Below are 21,870 nucleotides of genomic sequence, written 5' to 3' on the forward strand. Positions count from 1 at the left end.
CTATGCATCCTGTTGTCTCTATCTTGTAGTCGAGTCCAAGCTCTTCCCTCTTTGCTTCAAGGGCCGCTATTACCTTTCTTCCTCCGGAGGCTATTCCGCAGCTTCCCAGTCCTACTCTTATTATCATTATGCCGCTCCCTCCTCTTTCGCTCTTATGTCTTTTATTACCTTTACTGCTGATGCAGGCGTAAGGTTTCCGTATGCTTCCCCGTTTATCATGATTACCGGTGCAAGACTGCAGCATCCCAGACAGGCAACGTCTTCTATTGTGAACATTCCGTCTTCAGTTGTCTCTCCCGGCTTTATCTTAAGCTCTTCGCAGAGCACCTTTGATATTTCCTTTGATCCGTTTACGTGACAGGCTGTTCCCTGGCACTGCAGTATCAGGTATTTTCCTATGGGGTTGAGCCTGAACTGCGTGTAGAATGTCGCCACTCCATATATTGTAGCCTTCTTGTTGTCAGTCTTGTCGGCTACGTATTTCATTGCGCTCAAGGGGAGGTATCCGTAAACTTCCTGTATCTCCTGGAGTATGTTGATCAAACTTCCCTTCTTCTTCCCGTATTTCTCCACTACGGGGGCTATCAAGTTCAGGTCCACGTTTTCATCCTTGAACTTCTTTTCCATTTCTGCTACGTTGCAGTTTTCACACATGTTGTTTCTCCTTCCTTGTTTCTGTTTTGGTTTTTCATTATGACCGGTTATAGTCAAATTTACGTCAATTTCATCTAGCCAGCGTCTTTAACATCAATAGTTATTAGAGACTTTCAATTTGTGTTTGGTTTAGTGTTTTCATTTGTGTTTGCTCGTGTTTTACATTTGTGTTTGATTTTCGTAACATTACCATTATACTTTAATTTAAATAATATACAAGGCTTAGAAACCTTGTTTTTTGTTGAAAACCATGATTTTTTTACATTTACACAAATAAATATTTTTTGTTCCACATTACTTAACGCCGTTCTTTATTATGGTATAATATAGATTATCACAAAATAGTTTTATTTTCAAGTATATAGATATACTACCTATTCCATCCATATAAGTAAACAATTAAAAACTTATTAAATCATAAATTATTTTTATTGCTATTTTTAAAACAACAACATATAGGAAGTAATGCAAAAATTAATTAAATTTTTAACAGATTGCTCATAAAACTTATTGACCATTGACCAAAATAGTATTAACATACTTAATGGATAAAGTTGATTGAGGAGTGATTTTTTTGAAACCCGTCCATGCAAAAGAGAACAATGCATACAACATACTTGACCACTGGTACAATACAAAATCCCTTATAATACTCGAATGTCTCATACTTGGAGTCTTTGTGGGATTCATAGTGGTGCTTTATAGATTTCTGCTTGACTATGTCAGCAGTCTGATGGACAAATACATATTTGTCCATATTCACGATCCCCATTATGTTCCTTATATAATAGCATTCCTTTTGTTCGCTGCGTTTCTCGTGAACAAGATGCTCTCCATACAACCATTAATTTCAGGAAGCGGCATTCCCCAGGTTAAAGGATATATATTCAGGCAGATTAAAATGCCATGGATCAGCATAATTATAAACAAGTTTATGGCAGGAGTACTTTGCATAGGCTCTGGATTGTCGCTGGGAAGAGAAGGCCCTTCAATACAGCTGGGAGCAGCTGCAGGAAAAGGATTTTGCAAAATATTCAGAAGAAAAAAGATTGAAGCGAAATATCTTGTGACCGGAGGCGCCAGCGCAGGTCTTGCCGCTGCATTTAATGCCCCTCTTGCAGGAGTGGTTTTTGCGCTGGAAGAGGTTCACAAGAATTTTTCGCCTTTTATTGTAATCACCGTTCTAGCCACAGCAGTAAGTGCTGAATTTGTATCAGAAACATTCTACGGTTCAAATCCCGTTATGAATTTTGATATAGTGGATAAGTTTCCTCTTGCTCATTACAATTCAATAATACTACTGGGCATTGTTCTTGGAATAGCCGGCATACTTTACAATCATTTTCTTGTTCTGTCTCTTGATCTGTTCAGTTCAGACAAGTTCATTAAAAAAAAATACAAGATGTATCTGGTCTTTCTCCTTGCGGGAGCCGCACTTGCATTCATTCCCGAAATAACCAGAGGCGGACACCATCTTATAGAACCCGTAGTGGATCTACGCTATGGAATGAGAGCAGTACTTGTATTTTTGATACTCAAATTCATGTTTTCAATGGTATCATATGGCTCAGGAGCACCTGGTGGCATTTTCCTTCCCCTTCTGGTTATCGGGGCGCTAATAGGATCGCTGTACGGTCAGCTTTTGAGTGCGCACTCGGGAATGGATCCTGTTTATATACAAAACATGGTAATTTTTGCAATGGCAGGATTCTTGACGGCGGTTGTACGTGCACCCATAACAGCCTGCCTTTTAATTTGTGAGATGACCGGTTCCTTTACACATTTTCTACCATTGACGGTTGTCGTGATTATCTCTTATCTTATACCTGAATTCTTCAACTGTCATCCGATATACGATATTCTACTCAACAGAGCCCTTGAAAACAACAATGCAACATATATCGGAGCTGAAAAGTGCAAGGTTCTACTCGAAAAAACGGTAGTAGTGGATTCATCTGTAGAAAACAAAGCGGTCAGGGATATCGAATGGCCTGAAAATTGCCTTATTGTTAATATAGAACGATGTGCCAAGGACTATCTTCCAAGAGGGTCCTTCAAGCTGCTGGCTGCCGACCATATAACCTTTATTACGGATGAAGCCTATGCTGCAGGCGTAAAAAAGAAGCTTGGAAAGCTTATGGATGACCCTTATCTCGATTCTTCCTGCTATATCAATACATCAATAGATGATATCATGGATAGCCAGAAGTAATAGAAGTAATGACAAAAATTCAAAAAGTGAACCTTCGACAGGTTCACTTTTTTTACATCATTTTTGTTTAATAACATCAAACATCTCTTTTAATCAATTGATTTTGATTCTTTTATTCCGCCATCGGTCCTATCCCTTGTTGACATTCCAGTATAAAAGTCCGCCTTCCTCATGAGAAAGTATCAGTCCTGACTTTTTCAAAACCTTCTGGGAAGGAATATTGTCCTGAAGAGTAGATGCCGTAATTCTCTTTATCTTGACCTTTTTCTGCGAGAACGCCCACTTTACAAGTTCAGTAAGGGCTTCAGTCATATATCCCTTATTCCTGAACCTTTCCTCTGTGCCAAATCCAACCTCCAGCTTTCCTTCTTCTCCTTCAATACCCTTGAATCCAATTTCTCCGATTATGAGCTTCTCCTCCTTGAGAACCATCTGCCAGAATGTATAAAAAGCATAGTTTTCCGGATCCTGCTCCATCTTGTCAATCTTTATTGCATAGATCTTTTTCATTTTGTCGTCAGGCTCTTCTGAAAAGAGTTGAAATCCCAATTCTTCAGCCAATTGAATCTTATTATCCAGGGCTCTTTTCATTTCATCGGGCTTCAAAGGCACCAGCAACAATCTGTCCGTTTCAATAAACATGTAATCCCCTCCCTATTTTTTCTTCTTTTCATTATTCTTTAAGGCAATTTTACTTGCAACGTCTTCAACAATATTTTGTTCGCTGTAAGGCGTTCTTTCGTAATTGTTTTTTATCTGCTTTTCAGGAAGCTTAATCTTCTTGTAATCCATCTCCTTATAATCTATCTGCTTCAATAGATGGGTTATGCAGTTTATCCTTGCATTCTTTTTTATGTCTGACTCGACAACATTCCACGGCGACTTTGTAGTATCACTATATCTGAACATTATATCCTTTGCTTCAGAGTAGCTTTCCCATCTCCTCCTTGCTTCAAGGTCCATGTCGCTCAGCTTCCACCTCTTTGTAGGGTCGTCTATCCTTGCCTGGAACCTTCTTTCCTGTTCCTTGTCGCTTACAGAAAACCAATACTTCACAAGTATTATTCCGGACCTTATTAGCATGTTTTCAAATTCAGGCACTGAATTCAAAAACTCCCAGTATTCATCATCCGTACAAAATCCCATTACCCTTTCAACACCGGCCCTGTTGTACCAGCTTCTGTCAAAGAATACCATTTCGCCGGCTGATGGAAGATGGGATACGTATCTCTGGAAATACCATTGGGTCCTTTCCGTTTCCGTAGGCTTTGCAAGGGCTGCAACCCTGGCATATCTGGGATTCAACGGCTGCATAATTCGCTTTATGGTTCCGCCCTTCCCGGCGGCATCCCTTCCTTCAAAAACCACAACAACACGAAGTCCACGCTCAATGATCCATCTCTGCATCTTCACCAGTTCAATCTGAAGTTCTCTTAGCTTTTTCTCATACACTTTTGTAGATAATTTAACAGCATCCTTCATTCAATCACCGTCCAGGAAATCAATAACTTAAATTTATTATTATAATTATTATATCATAAAACTGCATGGATTTATTAATGAATATATTATTTAGATGCTGCAAATCATATGGAAAAAATGATAATCTTAACTAATGATCCTTATAGTTGAATAGAGGCTTCAACACATCCACTATTTCAACTGTTTCATCAATGCTGTCCAAAATGCTTTCCATGGACTTGTAGGCCTGTGGAGCCTCATCCAGCGTCTTCCTGCATACCGACTCCGAATGAATACCCTTCATTGACTCCTTGAATTCCTTCATATCGATATTGTTCTTTGCAGCTTTCCTGCTCATGAGCCGCCCTGCGCCATGAGGAGCAGAACAGTTCCAGTCGTAGTTCCCCTTGCCTATTGCAAGAATGGACCCGTCCCTCATGTTTATTGGAATGAGAAGCAGTTCTCCTTTTTTTGCAGATACGGCTCCCTTTCTCAATATCATTGAATCAAGGTCTATATAGTTGTGTATTGTCACAAACTCCTTCACTACGCTCAACCCAAATCTATCTACAATCCTTTTGGATATAAGCTTTCTGTTTTCATATGCAAACCTCTGAACAAGCTCCATATCGTGGAGATAGTCGTCCAAAAGGCTTCCATGGCAGTAGGCAAGATTCTTTTTTATTATTCTGCCTTTCAGCTCTGCCATTTTTTCCAAAACTTCCGAATCCTGTTTTCTGTTCTTTAACAGGTCCATTTCCTTTTGAATATTCATGTTGTATCCCTTGAAGGTTTCATATGCCTTTTTCTGATAATATTCGGCAACCTGCTTTCCTAGATTTCTGCTTCCTGAATGCACCACAAGGTAGAGACCTCCATTTTCTCCCCTGTTTATTTCTATGAAGTGGTTTCCTCCTCCCAGAGATCCAATGCTTCTCCTGATCCTTTCAATATTGTCAAGTTCCTTGACACACTTCAACCGGTCCACAGGAAATTTCTTCATAACCCTGTCATAAACCTTGAAGCCAGTAGGTATTTCCTCCCTGATGAACCTGTTTATTTCATCAAAGTCCAGCTTTCCCGTTTTGAATTCAACTGTATGCATGCCGCATCCAATGTCCACACCTACAAGATTCGGCACAACCTTGTCACTGACAGTCATGGTAGTCCCTATGGTGCAACCCTTGCCTGTATGGACATCGGGCATTATCCTTATTTTACTGCCTCTGACAAACTCCTGGTCACAAAGCTCTTTTATCTGACTGAAGGCCGTTTCCTCAACCTCTTTGGCATAAACCCTTGCCGTATTATATCTACCTTTTATCTCAATCAAACCATTTCTCTCCTATTAAACTTCTCAGTACATCAAGTCCCTCTAATATAATTATATCTTTTAAAACTTTTATTCACAACCAAAAGACTTCCTGAAACCCCTACCAATAATTGTGGTATAATATACAAAAAATAATTGATGACATGGTGATTAAAATGAAAACAATACATACCTTCAATGAAATAAGAATAAGAGACCTTCTTGATAACTACTGGGACAGAGGCAAATTCCTGGAGTTGTGCAAAAACTGCGGCAACTATGGAAAACTTTGGTCATGTCCTCCCTATGATTTCAATATCTACGATCATATTATGCAATACAACTATGTATATATCATAGGAACCAAGATGATATTTTCAGATAAGACAATTGAAAGCAACAGCAGCGAAAATGCCATAAGGGAATTCACAAAATCCACCCTTGAAAAAATGAGAAACATCCTTGGGGAAAAACTTCTAGCTCTTGAAGATGAAATAAAACAGGGGAAAAGCCTCTATGCAGGTAGCTGTCTTCTATGCGAAAACTGCAATAGAGAAGATGGCGAAAACTGCTGCAATGTAGACATGATGAGATATTCCCTTGAGTCACTGGGCTTTGATGTGTCTAAAATAGCCGGAAACCTCCTCGACATAGAACTTAAGTGGGCCTCAGACAGACTTCCTGAATACTATACACTTGTAAGTGCCTTTCTTTCAAAAGAAAGAATCAAGGACTATGAATCAACTCTGGCAACAATGTTTGATTAGAAAAAAACACACCCAGATGCCAAATTTTCAACCGGCATTCCAGGTGTGCTTTTATTTGTAATATTATGTTGCCGTTCTTATCTCTGAGCCTCGAACTGTCTCAAAAGCTCAACAAACAGCTTTGGAATCTTTGCTATGTTTTCAGGTGATTCAACAAATGAAATCCTGAACTGTGTTCTTCCTGGGTTTTCTTCAATATTTTCAATGTCGTAGAATCCATTCATAGGTGCTACAAGAAGCGTAGTCTCAACTCCGTCGATAACAGCAGAACCTTCCTGGGCACAGTACAGAACAAAATCTATAGCCTTGAATCCAGGCTTAACAACATTCCTTACATCTATAACAGAATAAATCGATGCATCAGGGCTAGATACAATCAGTCCAGGCTCTTCTTCCTTAAGGCCATTGTAAACAGTCATTATCAGCCCTCTGTAATAGTCTCTCATTTCCTTGGCCCAGGCAGCTATCTGCTCTTCAGTTTCGTTAGCAAGTGCTCCAAATATATACTGTCCGATTGCATTTGCGCACAGGTTTGCAGTATACTCGGCAACAGCACGGTTGTTGAACTCAGGACTGTCAGTTACCAGCCCACCTATTCTCAATCCACATGCATTCCATACCTTGGAAGCAGTTTCGATACTTATTCTTCTTCCCTCGATTCCAGGTACGTCCTTGTCGCTGAGTCCCCAGATACTTACAATCTTGGTATCTTCAGCATAGTGAAGCTCCCTGTATGCTTCATCGCTTGCCATCCACATATTGTACTTGACACAAAGTCTGGCAAGATCCTTCATTGTTTCATAGTCATAAAGCTGTCCAGTAGGATTGTCGTAAGGAATTACAAGAAGGCATCCTGGATTGTTTTTCTTTATAGCCTCTTCTATCTTATCCAGCTCAGGAAGAGTAAAATTTCCATCCTCATTCAATATTCTCTTTACTGTTGCAGTCTTTCTTCCAAGTCTTTGTGCAAAAGAGATATAATTGGTATAAGCCGGGTCTATCATCATTAGAGGCTTTTCATCTGTTCCTGCAGGTCCGCATACTCCGGTAACCAAAATCTCCATGGCCGCTGATCCACCATCAGTGACCTGAACGAAAAGCTTGCTTGTGTCAAATCCTTCACACTTAAGGATATTCTTGAAGGCTTCCTGACATTCTTCAGTTCCAGCGGTACCGGTATATCTTATTACACCCTCTGCAAAGGGGCTTCCTTCCGCATCAAGTTCAAACATTCTCTTCTTCATTGCCGGATTGGTTGGCAATGAAACATTTCCAATGCCTACATTAATAACCGCTTCAGGTTTCACCTTTCTCTCCTGGTACTTCATCTGTGCCAGTCTTACTGCTGAAGGCTTTCTCGATTCGAAATGTGCCGATAGAACCGGTTTGTTAATAACATTGCTCCTTTTATTCATCTTCTTGCTCCTCTTAAATCTTTGATATTTAGTATTCTCTGATACTATTTTTTGTACATATTTTCTGCCATCTAAAGTATAACATTTTCAATTTACCAATTGCAACACTTTTTGAAAAGTTGTTTCAATCATTTTGCAATTTTTTCATCACTTCTGTCAAAACCCTTAAATTAAGTCAACGGAAGGCTTCAAGGCTTTCCTAATCGAATAAGGATCTGACTTATCGAAATGCACATTCTATAAACTTCTTTCCGTCTTCACATGCAGAAAAAAAGGTAAAAATACAACTTCAATATAACAAAAAACCCGGTGAAATGAATTTTTCATCAGGTTTTTGCTCTTTTATGCAACTATTTTTTGTTCACAAGCAGGACTTCAATGGTCTTTCTCTGCAATTCCTCTACACTGTGTCTCCGACTTCTAGCGCAAGCCGCAGCCATATCACCGCAAATCAGGCACTTGCGTCCATCCAAACCCACTTCATCCCTGCCGATTTTTCTAACATTTACAATTCCTCCGGCATCAGATGGCGAATCCAATGCAAGTATGTCAATATCAAACAGCCTTCCTATTGGCGTGTTGTCTTCAATATCCGTCATCATCCTCTTTATTGAAAGAGCATCATCTTGAATTACATAGTATGCGGTATAGCCCGTATTTTCGATTTCAATTTCACGATGCAATACAGTATACTTTTCATTTCCCAACAATTCCTCAATAAGTTCAATACCTGCTTCAAACCCTGATTTTGCCAATTCAAAGACCTTTACCGGTCCCGCAATATTCATCGTGAAACAGATCAAGGCATTCGTACCTCCACCTTTACCTTTGTCATTATAAGCTTCCAGCAGCTGCATCTGTTTGCAGACCCTTTTTTCCCTTGCATCCAGAATTTCTTCAAGTGAAACATGATGACAGCTTTCCAGTTCTTCGTATATCTTATCCTGTAAGTTCATAGATTCTCCTGGCTCCATTAATCAATAGTGAACATAATCGCTTGAATTCCGGATTCTGTCAACAACCCTCATACCTTCTTCTGTAGATACGAAGAAGTCATATGTGGTCTGAGGCACACTATCCCTGATTTGTTCAATTCGACCGTCATGAATGAGGCTTCGCACCTTGGAAGCGCTTATCGCTCCATTTTCATTCTCTTTCCTCGGAATCACCACACATTCTATGCCACATTCACCAAGTTCCTTTTTCATGACCCTGTTGTATATGTTTGTAACCTTGCTGAAAGGCTCTTCTCCTACATAACGCCTGGTCACTCCCAGGGATTCTGCAATCTTCTTGAATATTTCAATGTCAAGCCTTGCGTGAGATTCGATTACAAGCTCCTCATCCTTAAGGAAATATGAAGGGAAGGTGGCAGTGGAAATTAGATACTCCCCTGTATTATGATAAATCAGATTGTCAAGATGCGCCGTTCCTTTTTTCACCAGATCATATCTTGCCGAAAAGGGAACCAGCGATGCATCTTCAGATACAACAAATATATGTACAATGTCATTCTCTTCAGATATTTTTTCCAGCAGATACTGATGTCCGAGGGTAAAGGGATTGGCATTTACTACTGCAGCTGCAACCTTTTCAGCTTTCACCTTCTTCATAGCAAGATTATCTGAATACTTGCTGAAGCCTTCTCTTCGGTTTTCCATAAAGACAAGCTTGTCCTGGACGCGGGCAATTTCATGGAAATTCAAATCCTCAAAAAACTTTGCAGAATCACATTTTGTATATAGGAAAAGATCCAGGTTTCCTCTGTTGTACTGATGCTCAACCAGATGTGTAACAACAAGGTTCAAAAGTCCTTTGCCCTGATAATTCGAGTCAACCGCCATGCATCTTAGTGTTTTACCAAAACAGGATCCAGTAGCAAGCAAATTATACTCTTCATCATACAACCCAACAGTATAGTCCAGATTTTTATCCCTTTCAATGCCTTCTTTTTCAAACATCGCTTCCATTTTTCGTATGCTTCTTCTATCTGAAGGTCTGATTTCACTTAATATATATTCTTCCATTACATTTTCCCTTCTTCATAATCCATGATCAGTCTCTAAATACGAATTCCTTCATTTCCCTTACTACGTCAAGTATCGTTCCGTCACGGGCCTCAATGATTCCAACTATCCTCTCTCCAAATTGAACCTTTTCAGGTTCTCCAACGATGGCGTAAGCTTTATCCCTTAATTCTTCGATGGTGCAGAATGGCAGCTTCACATCCTTCATCGCCTCAATGAGGTCCTGACGAAGAGGATTGATTGCAATGCCGTAATCTGTGATGACTACATCCACTGTCTCACCCGGTGTCGTTATGGTTGTTACATCGGTACAGATTGTCGGAATCCTTCCCCTAACCAGTGGAGTGATTATTATTGTACACTTCGCGCCGGCAGCAGTGTCGGGGTGTCCTCCCTGGGCTCCCGTTATCATACCGTCGGAACCAACAACAACATTAACATTATAGTTTATATCTACTTCCAGAGCCGCCAGTATTACAAAATCCAAACGATTTACAAAGGCCCCCTTGTTCATAGGGTTTGCATACTCTGAAGTTGAAATTTCGAAATGATTGGGATTTTCCCTCATTGACTCGATTGCCTTCAAGTCAAATGCCTGGGTATCCACCAGCTTTTCAATAAGACCTTCTTCATGAAGCTTGACCATTGGACCCGCTATACCGCCTATGCCAACACTCATCTTGATGCCTCTTTCCCTCATTATCTTTCCAAGTGAAATGGTAGATGCGATGGAAGGTCCTCCGATACCTGTCTGATAAACGAATCCATCCTTGAAGTATGGAGAGCTGCTTACAAATTTTGTACAATAGTCGGCCATCATGAGGTTACGCATATCCTTTGTAGGCTTGGCAGCACCTCTTGCGATTTTGCTTGGGTCTCCTATTTCATCTACAACAACTACGTAGTCCACATTAACCTGGGATATGCTTGCATGAAGATTCGGAAAAGGCACCAGGCAATCGGTAATTGCCACCACCTTGTCGGCATACTGTGAATCAACCACTGCATAGGACAAGACTCCGCTGTCGGATTTTCCGCCCGTTCCCCTGCAGTTTCCATATTCGTCACATGTAGGCGCTCCAATGAATGCAATGTCTATATGGATATCACCTTCCTGGATTGCCCTTACGCGTCCACCATGGGAACGCATGACTGCAGGAGTAGGCAACTTGCCCTTTGAAATTATTTCTCCAATCTTGCCTCTTACTCCCGATGATTGGATTCCAGTTACTGTACCGTCTTCGACCATTGGTACGATAGGGTCGTGAGCCTTGCCCATAGAACTGGCACATAGGGTAATATCCTTGATGCCCATCTTGTGGACTTCATCCATTACCATATTAAGTACATAGTCCCCTTCCCTGAAGTGATGGTGGAAGGACAATGTCATGCCATCCCTTATTTCACATTTAATCAGTGCGTCCTTTATAGAATCAACCATTTTTGACGCTTTCGGATCAACAAAGCCTCTTACTACAGGTGCAGCTTTCTTGTATTCTCTTTTATGACGGCTATAGGCACCTTGATATACCTCTTTTCCATCTATTAACAACTCATCAGGTATTTCTCTTCCTACTTTATTAATCATCCTATAAGTCCCCCTCGTATACTCCTGCGGCCTTGGCCATTTCTATGACCCTCTTGGCGCCGGGATAAAAAGCTATGTCTACCATTTTGCCGTCTACAGTAAATACACCGATGCCCTGTGCTTTCTTTTCATCAATTTCCGTAACAACCTTCTCGGCAAAGATAATTTCCTTCTCACTTGGAGTAAATATTCTATGTACGGTTTCTATCTGTCTTGGATTTACAATGGATTTACCGTCAAATCCCATCATTCTTGCTATCTTGACTTCATGTTCGAACACTTCCATATCATCCAGATTGGTGAATACGGTATCAAAACACATAACACCGGCAGCCCTTGCAGCTATGATTAGCTGTTGTCTTGCACCGGCCAGCTCCACACCTGTACCGGAAATAGAAGTTTGAAGGTCCTTTGTATAATCTCCACCTGAAAGAGCGATGCCAAACAGCCTTTCAGAAGACTTGCAGATTTCAAATACGTTCATGACACCCATTGTAGACTCTATGGCTGCCATAAGCAGCGTGCTTCCTTCAGGCCTGTCGAACTCCTTTTCCGCCTTTAGAACAGCTTCTTCAATTATATGTACATCCTTTGCAGACTCAACCTTTGGGATACGGATCGAATCACAACCTGCTGCAACACTTACTCTAACGTCCTCCTGCCAGTGTGGAGTATCAAGACCATTTATACGAACTACACGCTCCACTCCCTGGTAATCGATTGTAGTCAGGGCATGATAAAGAGAAAATCTTGCAACATCCTTCTGATTTTCAGCAACGGCATCCTCCAGGTCCAGCATGATAGAATCAGGCTTATATACATGAGGATCCTTTATGAGTCCAGGCTTTTGTGCATTAAGAAACATCATTGTCCTTCTCAGTCTTTTCAAATTTGGATTTTCCATTATCTTATGGTACCTCCCCACGGAATATTGTCTACTATGTCATTTGCTCTATATGCAGCGCCTTCCACTCTAGCCTTAAGTGTACAGTCAAGAGCTCCCTTGTCCACAACTGTAACCTTTGCATTTGTAATTTCCAGTCTTTCAAGAGTTTCCATTATAGTCGCCTTTATTGCATTGCCAAACTGGTTGATAACACTACTCTTGATAGTCAATTCAATACCATTTGTTCCCGGCTCTATAGTAACCTGAGCGTCGCTTGATTCCAATGTACCGGCCACTGCTGATTTTTTGATTTCCATAACATACTCCTATCCTATTTCATTTTATTGGTGATACTTCTTTTCTTAGTGATTCACAGTGATAACCCACGAAGCATTCGTGAGTTATCAAGTCAATGACTAAGCTTCCAGTCTTTCTTTAATTGCGTGTATGAATTCCTGGCTGTTCAGTGTCTTTGCATCCTTGTTGCTTGTAATGAGGGCAAGGTCCTTTGTCATTGATCCATCCTCGATTACGCCTATGGTAGCTTTTTCCAGCTTGTCAGCAAATTCCTGAAGCTCCTGGATTCCATCCAGTTCTCCACGTTTTCTCAAGGCGCCTGTCCATGCGAAGATAGTTGCTACAGAGTTCGTAGAAGTCTCTTCCCCCTTCAGGTGCTTGTAGTAGTGTCTCTGAACCGTTCCGTGAGCAGCCTCATATTCGTATTTGCCGTCGGGAGAAACAAGTACAGAAGTCATCATTGCAAGAGAACCGTATGCTGTAGCAACCAAATCACTCATAACATCGCCATCATAGTTCTTGCATGCCCAGATATATCCACCCTCTGAACGAACAACACGTGCTACAACATCATCGATAAGAGTATAGAAGTATTCTATATTTAATTCTTCAAATTTTTCCTTGTATTCCGTCTCATAAACTTCCTGGAATACATCTTTGAAAGTATGGTCGTATTTCTTTGAAATTGTATCCTTTGTTGCAAACCACAAATCCTGCTTGGTATCCACGGCAAAGTTGAAGCAGCTTCTTGCAAAGCTCTCGATGGATTTGTTCATGTTGTGCATTCCCTGAAGAACGCCAGGAGAGTCGAATTCCTGAATTGTCTCCTTGATGACAGTTCCGTCTTCACCTGTGAAAACAAGCTCAGCCTTGCCAGGTCCCGGAGCAATTATTTCAACACTCTTGTAAACGTCGCCATAAGCATGACGCGCTATTGTAATGGGCTTTGTCCAGTTTTGTACATATGGATCTATTCCTTTAACGATGATTGGAGCTCTGAATACAGTACCGTCCATGATGGAACGGATTGTTCCGTTGGGGCTTCTCCACATTTCCTTAAGCTTGTATTCTTCAACTCTTTGAGCGTTAGGCGTGATGGTAGCACACTTGACCGCAACTCCATATTTCTTGGCAGCCATTGCAGCATCGACAGTAACCTGGTCATTGGTATCATCCCTGTGCTGCAGTCCAAGGTCATAGTACTCTGTTTTCAAATCAATATAAGGCAACAACAATTCGTCCTTGATAATCTGCCAAAGGATTCTTGTCATCTCATCTCCGTCCATCTCCACAATTGGAGTGATCATTTTAATCTTAGCCATTCAATTATCCCTCATCTTTCATTTATTTTAAGTGCATCAATTTAAATCTAAAAACTGAACCTGTAATTATTTGCTTGTATTGTTATAGTTGATCAGGCAGCCTGCAAGTATGATCTTTCTCTCATCATCTGTCAATTCGCCTATTGATATTTCAAATTCAGTCATAGCATCGCCTACAACGTAAGCCTTTATCTTGTCGGCTTTTTCCTCTATAGCCTTTCTTATTCCCGGTATGTAGATATAGTCGTTCAACTCGAAAGGAAGATTCTCCTTTTCGTAAAGGAATGGAATCATACCCCAGTTTATCATGTTTGACCTGTATCTCTTTGTAGCATATTCCTGTGCGATGTTTGCCCATGCTCCAAGAACCTTTTGGCATGAAGCAGCCTGCTCACGTGCAGAACCGTCGCCAGGTTTCACGGCATATATTGTGCTTCCGAGGGCAGTATTAACAGCATCTGCATCTGGGAACTGCTTCTTAACCTTGTCATATGCATCTGCAAGTTCTCCTGCAGGTGCCTTTCCTTCACGTCTTTCAACTTCCATTGCATACACGTCTTTTGCCCTTCCAACATATTCAGGGTCTCTTCTGGACAATGTAAACTCCGCAAGTCCAAGAGGATTTGAACGGTAAGAAGAAGTTTCTCCCGAAGGTATAAGTTCATCCGTAGTGGTTACTGGATCGTGAATCTCAGATACAACCTTAAGCATCAAATCATCAGTCAATGCAGTCATCGAAGGCCAGTCCTTGATATTCGGACCAAAGACCAGTTCAGCTGAAGAATCCGCAACACCTTTACTGTCAAACACACGTGTTTCATAAATACTCTTGTCGAAGTAGTATTTAGGCTTTGTGAAGTCAACGCCTTCCATCTCGTCAGCACCTGCAAGGAATCCCTTGTTTGCTGCAGTAGCTGCAACAGATTTGGCATCCATAAGGGCAACAGATGCAATCTGTCCATTTTGCACTTTTGAACCTTCTCTGTTCGGGAAGTTTCTGGTAACGTGTCTGATACTGAATGCGTTGTTTGAAGGAGTATCTCCTGCACCAAAGCAAGGACCACAGAATGCAGTCTTCATAACAGCACCTTTTTCCATCAATGTCGCATATACTCCATTCTTGATCAACTCCATCTGAACGGGAGTTGAAGAAGGATATATACTTAATGTAAACTTATCGCTGCCTATGCCGTCAGATTTCTTTAGAATGTCTGCAGCATCACATATATTCTCAAATGTACCACCGGCACATCCGGCAATTATTCCCTGTTCTACATAAAGGTTTCCATCGATGATCTTGTCCATCAATGAGTATTCAATCTTGTCTCCAAAGCTTACCTTTGCTCTTTCTTCACATTCATGAAGGTAATCCTTCAAGTTCGCCTTGACATCTGCAATTGGGTAAGCGTTGCTTGGATGGAAAGGCATTGCAATCATAGGCTTGATAGCACCAAGATCCACCTTGATGACTCCATCATAGTAAGAACATGCTCCGGGAGCAATCTCCTTATAGTCGCCAATTCTACCATGAATATCATAGAATTCCTTGATTTTCTCATCTGTTTTCCAGATTGAAGAAAGGCAGGTTGTCTCTGTTGTCATAACATCGACGCCGATACGGAATTCTGCGCTAAGGTTCTTGATTCCAGGGCCAACAAACTCCATTACCTTGTTTTTTACATAGCCGTTGTTGAATACTGCTCCGATAATAGCCAGTGCAACATCTTGTGGACCAACACCATAAGATGGAGTTCCTTCCATATATACCGCAACAATACCAGGCATGTTTACGTCGTATGTCTGGTTCAAAAGCTGCTTGGCAAGCTCTCCGCCACCTTCACCTATAGCCATGGTTCCCAATGAACCATAACGCGTATGGCTGTCCGATCCTAGAATCATTCCACCACATGTAGCAAGCATTTCTCTTGCAAACTGATGGATAACTGCTTGATGAAGCGGTACGTAGACACCACCATATTTCTGTGCAGCTGTCAATCCGAACATGTGGTCATCCTCATTGATTGTTCCCCCTACAGCACAAAGACTGTTGTGACAATTCGTCAGCACGTAAGGAAGTGGAAATTTTTCCATTCCCGAAGCTCTTGCTGTCTGGATAATACCAACAAAGGTGATATCATGGGATGTGATTTTATCAAACTTGATTTCAAGCTTCTCCATATTTCCAGAGGTATTATGCTCTTTCAATATGTTGTATGCCATCGTGTTCTGTTTTGCTTCTTCCTTGGTCTCAACTACTCCCTTTGATTTCAAAATTGCTTCCGCTTCATTATTGGCTTCAATAATTTCAGAGTTATTCAATAAATATGCACCATTCTGTAATAAAGTAATCATCGGCTCTCCTTAAAATATTTTTCCCTACTACAACCAAATGCAAGTATATATGCATATGTCTCTAAATGCACTTCAGCTATAGTAATGGTAATTATTATTGGAATTATACCACAAATTATAACACCATAAAAGGCTTTTAATCTCACGTTTCTGAGCTGTTTCCAAGCAATGACGCCGCAAAAAAACAAGTTGCAAATCTTGTTTTATTATGACGGATTTCCTGCATTTTTTATCTAGAAATGCAATGCTTGTTAATTTTTTTGCAAATATGAACAAATATTTTTTAATAAAAAACAGCATTTATTATTATCCGTCAAATAAAACTCCCCATTTACACCATGACAATTATACGTTATTATTTATGATAATGAAGTTGAAGTCAAATGAAAAACAAATGTACAAGGAGTAAAGAATGATACTTGATTATCTTAAGAAAAATATACTTCTCACCGACGGTGCCATGGGTACCTATTACGCGGAACTGACCGGCGACTACCATACAACTTGCGAGCTTGCCAACCTTCAAAACCCTGATATCATAAGAGAAATACACCGGCAGTATTTGGACGCTGGAGCAATGCTCATTCGTACAAACACCTTTGCAGCCAACAGATCAAAGCTCGACGTCTCTCTTGAAACGCTGAAAGACATTATACAAAAAGGCTATGCGATTGCAGAGGAAGCGGCAAAAGAAAGCAATGCCTTCGTTGCCGGAAGCATCGGCCCCATAGTTGCAGTGGACATTGACCAAAACGAAAACGACATTCTGGAAGAATACAAAATCATAGCGGATGCTCTGCTGTCAGCCGGTGCAAGGATTATCCTCTTTGAAACCTTCAGCAGCATCAACTATCTGAAATCAGTCAGCAGATACATCAAGGAAAAGGACGACAGCATCACTGTAATGGCACATTTCGCAGTAATGCCTGACGGCTACACCCGTGAAGGTATAAGCATAAATCATATCCTCGATAATGTACAGGAAATAGAATCCATAGACATCCACGGATTCAACTGCGGTTCAGGCCCTACCCACCTTCACAGGATGATAAGGAAGCTGGACTTTTCAGGGGACCCAATTTCAGTCCTGCCAAATGCGGGATATCCGGAAATAATAAATGAAAGGACCGTATATGTAAACAACCCCGACTATTTTGCAGACAAGATGATGGACATAAAGAATCTTGGAGTGAAAATAATCGGTGGATGCTGCGGTACCACACCTGAGCATATAAGAGTGCTGGCACAGAAGCTTGCAGAGGGAAACGGCAAAGAAACTAGACAGGAACCTGCCAGGACAGTCCACAAGGAAAAACATACAAAGTTGCAGAATACCTTCCAGGAAAAACTTTCTAAAGGCGAATTTGTATTTGCTGTGGAGCTTGACCCTCCCTTCGATACGGATATAGCTAAGATAATGGAAGGTGCAAGGTTATGCAGCAAGGAAAACATCGACCTAATCACCATAGCCGATTCGCCCATGTCGAAGGTACGTGTGGATTCCATAGCCATTGCCTGCAAGATAAAGCGAGAAGTAGGCATAGACACCATGCCCCATGTCTGCTGCAGGGACAAGAATGTAATAGCACTTAGATCAGGACTGCTGGCTGCACATGTTGAAGGGATACGAAACATACTTGCCGTTACGGGAGATCCTGTCAGCGCCGACACCCTTGCTTCAGTCAAAGGAGTCTTTAACCTTAACTCATACAAGTTCATGTCACTGATATCACAGATGAATATTGAGGTCTTCGGCGAAGATCCATTGAGCATTGGAGGAGCACTTAATCTCAACCTTGCCAACAAGGATAAGGAAGTTTCAAGGATGATGAAGAAGGCGGAAAACGGTGCAACCTTCTTCCTGACACAGCCAATCTACGAGGATGAAACGATAGACTACTTGAAAACGCTTAAGGACAGAAATGTAAAGATACTGGGGGGAATACTTCCAATCGTAAGCTATAGAAACGCCAGGTTCCTCAACAACGAGCTCCCAGGCGTACATGTGCCTGCAGAGTATGTAAACCGCTTCAATCCCGACATGACACGTCAGGAAGCAGAAGAGACCGGCATACAGATGGCAGTAGAACTTGCAAAAAAATTGAAACCGCATGTTGACGGAATCTATTTCATGACTCCCTTCAACAGGGTCTCCATGATTGTTGAAATAATAAAAAGGATGGGCTGATTTTTCAGCCCATCCTTTTCTTTTGTCAATTATGCTACTCTATTGTTTTATTTCTCATTCAAAAGGATGTCCACATTCCGGACAAAACTTGAAATCCTCAGATGTTGAAAATCCGCAATTGGAACACCGCTTAAATTGTTTAAGACCGCAGGAAAAACTTAATTTATCCAAATCTATGTTTGCATTTTCGCCTGAAGCAATGGCAGCTCCAGTATCATCATCCAACATTGCTGTTTCACCGCAGCAAGCCATACGAACAAAATACCGCTTATTCCATTTGAACAGAGGTATGAAAAAAAACATGAAATATGTATACGTCATATACACTTCAACTTGGCCATATCGTCCACAGCAGCTGCAGATGGCCAACTGCTGAAAATCCAGCTTCTTTTCCTTTTGACTGATTCCCATTATAAAAAACATATTGATACTCCTGTTAATATATTTCCTTCACAGGTTTAAATTATATCATCAAACCATCACAAAGTGCTATAATTTTAGTATTTATGACAAATCACTAAAGTTGCATCCCCGCATACTCAACCAGTTCATTTTCAAATCGCACATGGTCCATGTCTTCAATATCAACAGCCTTCTCATACATGCTTCTCTCAATATCAGCCAGAATCCATTGGTCATCTTCCAATACATACACGTATCTTCTCGTTTCTGTCAGCTGAACACCGACCTCATTGTTTTCGTCAGGAATCAGCGTCGCTTTAGTGTATACATATTTTAAATCCAAAAAGCATTATAAAAAATCCTTTTGCTCATAATAATCTTCATTTTACTTAAGCTGTAATTCGATTACTTAACTCTAGCGCAGATAGGCTGATACAGAAATATAAGTCAATATAATCATTAAAAAACTGAATACTTCCAACATATAAAATTTTGCATCTTTTCTATATCTCAACTCAAAAAACATGTCAACAATAAAAGCAACCACTATAATGATTATCCAAGATCCTTTAAACTGATCAATGGTTCTCCTCACAAGAAATACCATAGCAAATAAAGCTGAAACTAAAACAATTAAATGGGTCTTATTGACAAATCTATTCTTCCAAGTTCTCTTCTGAATTCCATAATAATCACGAATTTTCACCTCAATATAGCTGGGTACAGCTATAATAAGGATTAAAGCTAGTATTAAATATCCCATTGTGACTCCTTTTCTGTCCCCGAAAAATTAGAATCCTCCCAAATTTAAAACAACCATATCGGTATAAACAATAAAAATACGACACCTGCAGACAGATATCGCCATTACAATCAATTTTAACTTATACCCAAATATCCACCCGGAATTATTGTATCACTATCAATACAATAGTTCAATCGAGCTTCACTAATAACAAATTACTTTTTCTTAACAATTCCCATGCACAAACAACGCGGATCCTGCAGTAACCCTCACAACACCGGCAAATCCAACAACTATTGCAGTGTTCAAAATTGCAGTAGCCGAATTGGCTGCTCCCTTGTTAACAATGGATATATACTTGCCAAAACAGCTTAAGTCCATTGAAACGGACTTAAGCTGTTTTGAATTTGAAATATAAGATCTATTCAGACAACTTTTCTATAAGAGCATCTACAATTTTCTCCCAGTCGGACACTACCTTGTAGTCCGAAACATCAAAGATGGGTGCATCCTTGTCTCTGTTGACACTTATTATTGTTCCTGCCCCCTTTATTCCGCATGTATGGTGCGCGGCTCCCGATATGCCGAATCCAATGTATACTTTTGGCTTGATAGCAACACCGCTTGTTCCGACCATGGTCTCTTCCCTTTCGGTCCATCCTTCGTCAAGAGCCGGCCGCGTACATCCAGTAGCTCCGTGCAGAAGTTTTGCAAGCTTCTCAAGCTTGTCCCATCCTTCCTGCGTTCCTATTCCAAAACCACCTGCGACGATAAGTTCCGCATTGCTCAGAGACACCCTCTCTGTGGTATCCTCAATTACTTCAATTACCTCTATTTTATCTCCATATCCAGTCACTTCAGGGTTGAATCTTTCGACCTCCGCTTCCTTGCCCTCGAAAATCACCTTGTCCGCGAGACCTGCCTTCATACTGGCCATCTGAGGTCTGTGCTTCGGACACAATATGTCCCCAAGAACCTTTCCGCCAAATGCCGGCACCACCTGCAGGAATTCACCGTCTTCCCTGATATTCAACTCAACACAATGAGCGGCCATTCCGGTATCCAGTATTTTTGCTGCAGTAGGTCCGATTTCTTCTCCCTTATGAGTTGCCCCTACAAGGACTATTTCGGGCTTGTATTCATCGGCCACCTTAGCCAGTGCTTCAGCATAATAATCGGGTCTGTACACCGAATATTTCTCATCTTCAACAACTACTACCTTGTCGGCCCCATGTCTTGCAAGTGTTTCAACATGCTTCTCAACATCATCTCCTATGATTACAGCAGTCACGACAGTGTCTTGGCCCATCTTCTCCTTAAGCATTGCAGCTTCGCCAAGAAGCTCGAGGGAGTTGTCGATTACCCTGTCACCTTTTGTTTCACAATACACATGTATTCCTTTATACAAACTTGTATCCACAACTACACCTCCTTATTCAACTTCTATCCCCGCTTTTTTTATCTCGCTGATGATTTTCTCTGCTATTTCTTCAGGCTCGCCCGTTATAGGCTCGCTCTTCCTGCTCATATCCGGAGCATTGATGTCTCCCGGCTGAGTAGGCGAGCCAACAAGTCCTATGCATTCAGGGTCAATATCCATATCCTCAGCCCTGTAAATTGTAAGAGGCTTGCTCTTTGCCTTCAAAATCCCCATAACATTGGGAATCCTGGGATCATTTATATCCCTTGTTACTGCAAATACGGCGGGTGTTGAAATCCTGTATTTGATGCTTCCGCTTTCAGTCTTGCTTACCACAACCATCTTCTCACCGTCATATTCCATTTCCTTGACGTTTGCTATATGGGGAACCTTCATCCATTCTCCAAGCTGACTTGGAACCTGGGCAGTACCTCCATCTTCGGTCTCGTTACCCAGAATCACAACATCATATTCTCCGCTTTTTTCAATTGCCTTCCATAGGGTGTACGAAGTTGCCCATGTATCAGCTCCACCCAGAGCCCTGTCACTGCAGAGATAGGCTTCATCAACTCCCATGGCAAGAACAAGCCTTAAATTCTCGACTGCACTGTCGGGAGCCATTGTGAAACTGGTGACCTTGCCGCCATGCTTGTCCTTAAGCTTAAGGGCAGCTTCTATTGCATTCTTATCCATGGTATTTATTATTGTCGGTATCCCTTCCCTGTTTACCCTTTTTGTCTCGGGATCTATTGTTATTTTATCGTAGTACTCAGAGTCTGGAACCGGTTTTACACATACTGCTATATTCAATGACATAAAATC

At 41.1% G+C, this 21,870-nt stretch carries 21 protein-coding genes; 3 read left to right on the forward strand and 18 right to left on the reverse strand.

What is annotated here, in order from left to right; all coding sequences use genetic code 11:
- Positions 1-126: 126 nt before the first annotated feature.
- Positions 127-654, reverse strand: a complete 528-nt coding sequence (nuoE, locus tag BUB05_RS12930; RefSeq protein ID WP_094762927.1) for an NADH-quinone oxidoreductase subunit NuoE — start codon at positions 652-654, stop codon at positions 127-129.
- 574 nt (positions 655-1,228) lie between these two features.
- Here nuoE and BUB05_RS12935 point away from each other — a divergent pair.
- On the forward strand, positions 1,229-2,866 hold the full coding sequence (locus tag BUB05_RS12935; protein ID WP_073050041.1) for a ClC family H(+)/Cl(-) exchange transporter: 1,638 nt from the start codon (positions 1,229-1,231) through the stop codon (positions 2,864-2,866).
- A 129-nt stretch (positions 2,867-2,995) separates the two neighbouring features.
- On the opposite strand, the gene BUB05_RS12940 is transcribed toward BUB05_RS12935, so the two are convergent.
- The 3 genes from BUB05_RS12940 to BUB05_RS12950 form a co-directional block, all read right to left on the reverse strand.
- Positions 2,996-3,508: a GNAT family N-acetyltransferase gene (locus tag BUB05_RS12940; protein ID WP_073050042.1), complete on the reverse strand. Its 513-nt coding sequence runs from the start codon at positions 3,506-3,508 to the stop codon at positions 2,996-2,998.
- A 12-nt stretch (positions 3,509-3,520) separates the two neighbouring features.
- Positions 3,521-4,348, reverse strand: a complete 828-nt coding sequence (ppk2, locus tag BUB05_RS12945; protein ID WP_073050043.1) for a polyphosphate kinase 2 — start codon at positions 4,346-4,348, stop codon at positions 3,521-3,523.
- A gap of 130 nt (positions 4,349-4,478) precedes the next feature.
- Complete coding sequence (locus BUB05_RS12950) at positions 4,479-5,660, reverse strand: RtcB family protein (protein WP_073050044.1); 1,182 nt, start codon at positions 5,658-5,660, stop codon at positions 4,479-4,481.
- 155 nt (positions 5,661-5,815) lie between these two features.
- Between BUB05_RS12950 and BUB05_RS12955 the strand changes: the two genes are divergently transcribed.
- Positions 5,816-6,406 carry a DUF2284 domain-containing protein gene (locus tag BUB05_RS12955; protein ID WP_073050045.1) on the forward strand — a complete coding sequence of 197 codons (591 nt, stop codon included), beginning with the start codon at positions 5,816-5,818 and terminating at the stop codon, positions 6,404-6,406.
- 77 nt (positions 6,407-6,483) lie between these two features.
- On the opposite strand, the gene BUB05_RS12960 is transcribed toward BUB05_RS12955, so the two are convergent.
- From BUB05_RS12960 to BUB05_RS12995, 8 genes are all read right to left on the reverse strand, one after another.
- Positions 6,484-7,800 (reverse strand): pyridoxal phosphate-dependent aminotransferase, encoded by a 1,317-nt coding sequence (locus tag BUB05_RS12960; RefSeq protein ID WP_073050094.1) that lies wholly within the window; start codon positions 7,798-7,800, stop codon positions 6,484-6,486.
- Positions 7,801-8,171: 371 nt separating this feature from the next.
- Positions 8,172-8,777 (reverse strand): citrate lyase holo-[acyl-carrier protein] synthase, encoded by a 606-nt coding sequence (citX, locus tag BUB05_RS12965; RefSeq protein ID WP_073050046.1) that lies wholly within the window; start codon positions 8,775-8,777, stop codon positions 8,172-8,174.
- Between the two features lie 21 nt (positions 8,778-8,798).
- On the reverse strand, positions 8,799-9,848 hold the full coding sequence (gene citC, locus BUB05_RS12970; RefSeq protein ID WP_073050047.1) for a [citrate (pro-3S)-lyase] ligase: 1,050 nt from the start codon (positions 9,846-9,848) through the stop codon (positions 8,799-8,801).
- A 28-nt stretch (positions 9,849-9,876) separates the two neighbouring features.
- Complete coding sequence (citF, locus tag BUB05_RS12975; RefSeq protein WP_073050048.1) at positions 9,877-11,436, reverse strand: citrate lyase subunit alpha; 1,560 nt, start codon at positions 11,434-11,436, stop codon at positions 9,877-9,879.
- 1 nt (position 11,437) lies between these two features.
- The gene (locus tag BUB05_RS12980) at positions 11,438-12,340 is read right to left on the reverse strand and encodes an aldolase/citrate lyase family protein (RefSeq protein WP_073050049.1); all 903 of its coding nucleotides are present in this window, start codon (positions 12,338-12,340) and stop codon (positions 11,438-11,440) included.
- Positions 12,340-12,639, reverse strand: a complete 300-nt coding sequence (gene citD, locus BUB05_RS12985; protein WP_073050050.1) for a citrate lyase acyl carrier protein — start codon at positions 12,637-12,639, stop codon at positions 12,340-12,342. Before citD ends, BUB05_RS12980 begins: the two co-directional genes overlap by 1 nt.
- A gap of 99 nt (positions 12,640-12,738) precedes the next feature.
- Positions 12,739-13,941, reverse strand: a complete 1,203-nt coding sequence (locus BUB05_RS12990; protein WP_073050051.1) for an NADP-dependent isocitrate dehydrogenase — start codon at positions 13,939-13,941, stop codon at positions 12,739-12,741.
- Between the two features lie 66 nt (positions 13,942-14,007).
- Positions 14,008-16,293, reverse strand: a complete 2,286-nt coding sequence (locus BUB05_RS12995) for a hydratase (protein ID WP_073050052.1) — start codon at positions 16,291-16,293, stop codon at positions 14,008-14,010.
- A gap of 412 nt (positions 16,294-16,705) precedes the next feature.
- Here BUB05_RS12995 and BUB05_RS13000 point away from each other — a divergent pair, with 412 nt between their 5' ends.
- On the forward strand, positions 16,706-18,481 hold the full coding sequence (locus tag BUB05_RS13000) for a bifunctional homocysteine S-methyltransferase/methylenetetrahydrofolate reductase (protein ID WP_073050053.1): 1,776 nt from the start codon (positions 16,706-16,708) through the stop codon (positions 18,479-18,481).
- A 54-nt stretch (positions 18,482-18,535) separates the two neighbouring features.
- On the opposite strand, the gene BUB05_RS13005 is transcribed toward BUB05_RS13000, so the two are convergent.
- From BUB05_RS13005 to BUB05_RS13020, 6 genes are all read right to left on the reverse strand, one after another.
- Positions 18,536-18,904: a zinc ribbon domain-containing protein gene (locus BUB05_RS13005; protein ID WP_073050054.1), complete on the reverse strand. Its 369-nt coding sequence runs from the start codon at positions 18,902-18,904 to the stop codon at positions 18,536-18,538.
- A 94-nt stretch (positions 18,905-18,998) separates the two neighbouring features.
- On the reverse strand, positions 18,999-19,226 hold the full coding sequence (locus BUB05_RS18580) for a hypothetical protein (protein ID WP_139258019.1): 228 nt from the start codon (positions 19,224-19,226) through the stop codon (positions 18,999-19,001).
- A gap of 72 nt (positions 19,227-19,298) precedes the next feature.
- Complete coding sequence (locus tag BUB05_RS13010) at positions 19,299-19,646, reverse strand: hypothetical protein (protein ID WP_073050055.1); 348 nt, start codon at positions 19,644-19,646, stop codon at positions 19,299-19,301.
- A gap of 207 nt (positions 19,647-19,853) precedes the next feature.
- A complete protein-coding gene (locus BUB05_RS18710; protein ID WP_175548565.1) occupies positions 19,854-20,009 on the reverse strand; it encodes a hypothetical protein in 156 nt (51 codons plus the stop codon).
- A 40-nt stretch (positions 20,010-20,049) separates the two neighbouring features.
- The gene (locus tag BUB05_RS13015) at positions 20,050-21,048 is read right to left on the reverse strand and encodes an electron transfer flavoprotein subunit alpha/FixB family protein (RefSeq protein ID WP_073050056.1); all 999 of its coding nucleotides are present in this window, start codon (positions 21,046-21,048) and stop codon (positions 20,050-20,052) included.
- Between the two features lie 12 nt (positions 21,049-21,060).
- Positions 21,061-21,864: an electron transfer flavoprotein subunit beta/FixA family protein gene (locus tag BUB05_RS13020; protein ID WP_073050057.1), complete on the reverse strand. Its 804-nt coding sequence runs from the start codon at positions 21,862-21,864 to the stop codon at positions 21,061-21,063.
- Positions 21,865-21,870 lie beyond the last annotated feature (6 nt).

It is taken from the genome of Dethiosulfatibacter aminovorans DSM 17477 (assembly GCF_900142005.1).
In the GTDB taxonomy this organism is placed as follows: domain Bacteria; phylum Bacillota; class Clostridia; order Tissierellales; family Dethiosulfatibacteraceae; genus Dethiosulfatibacter; species Dethiosulfatibacter aminovorans.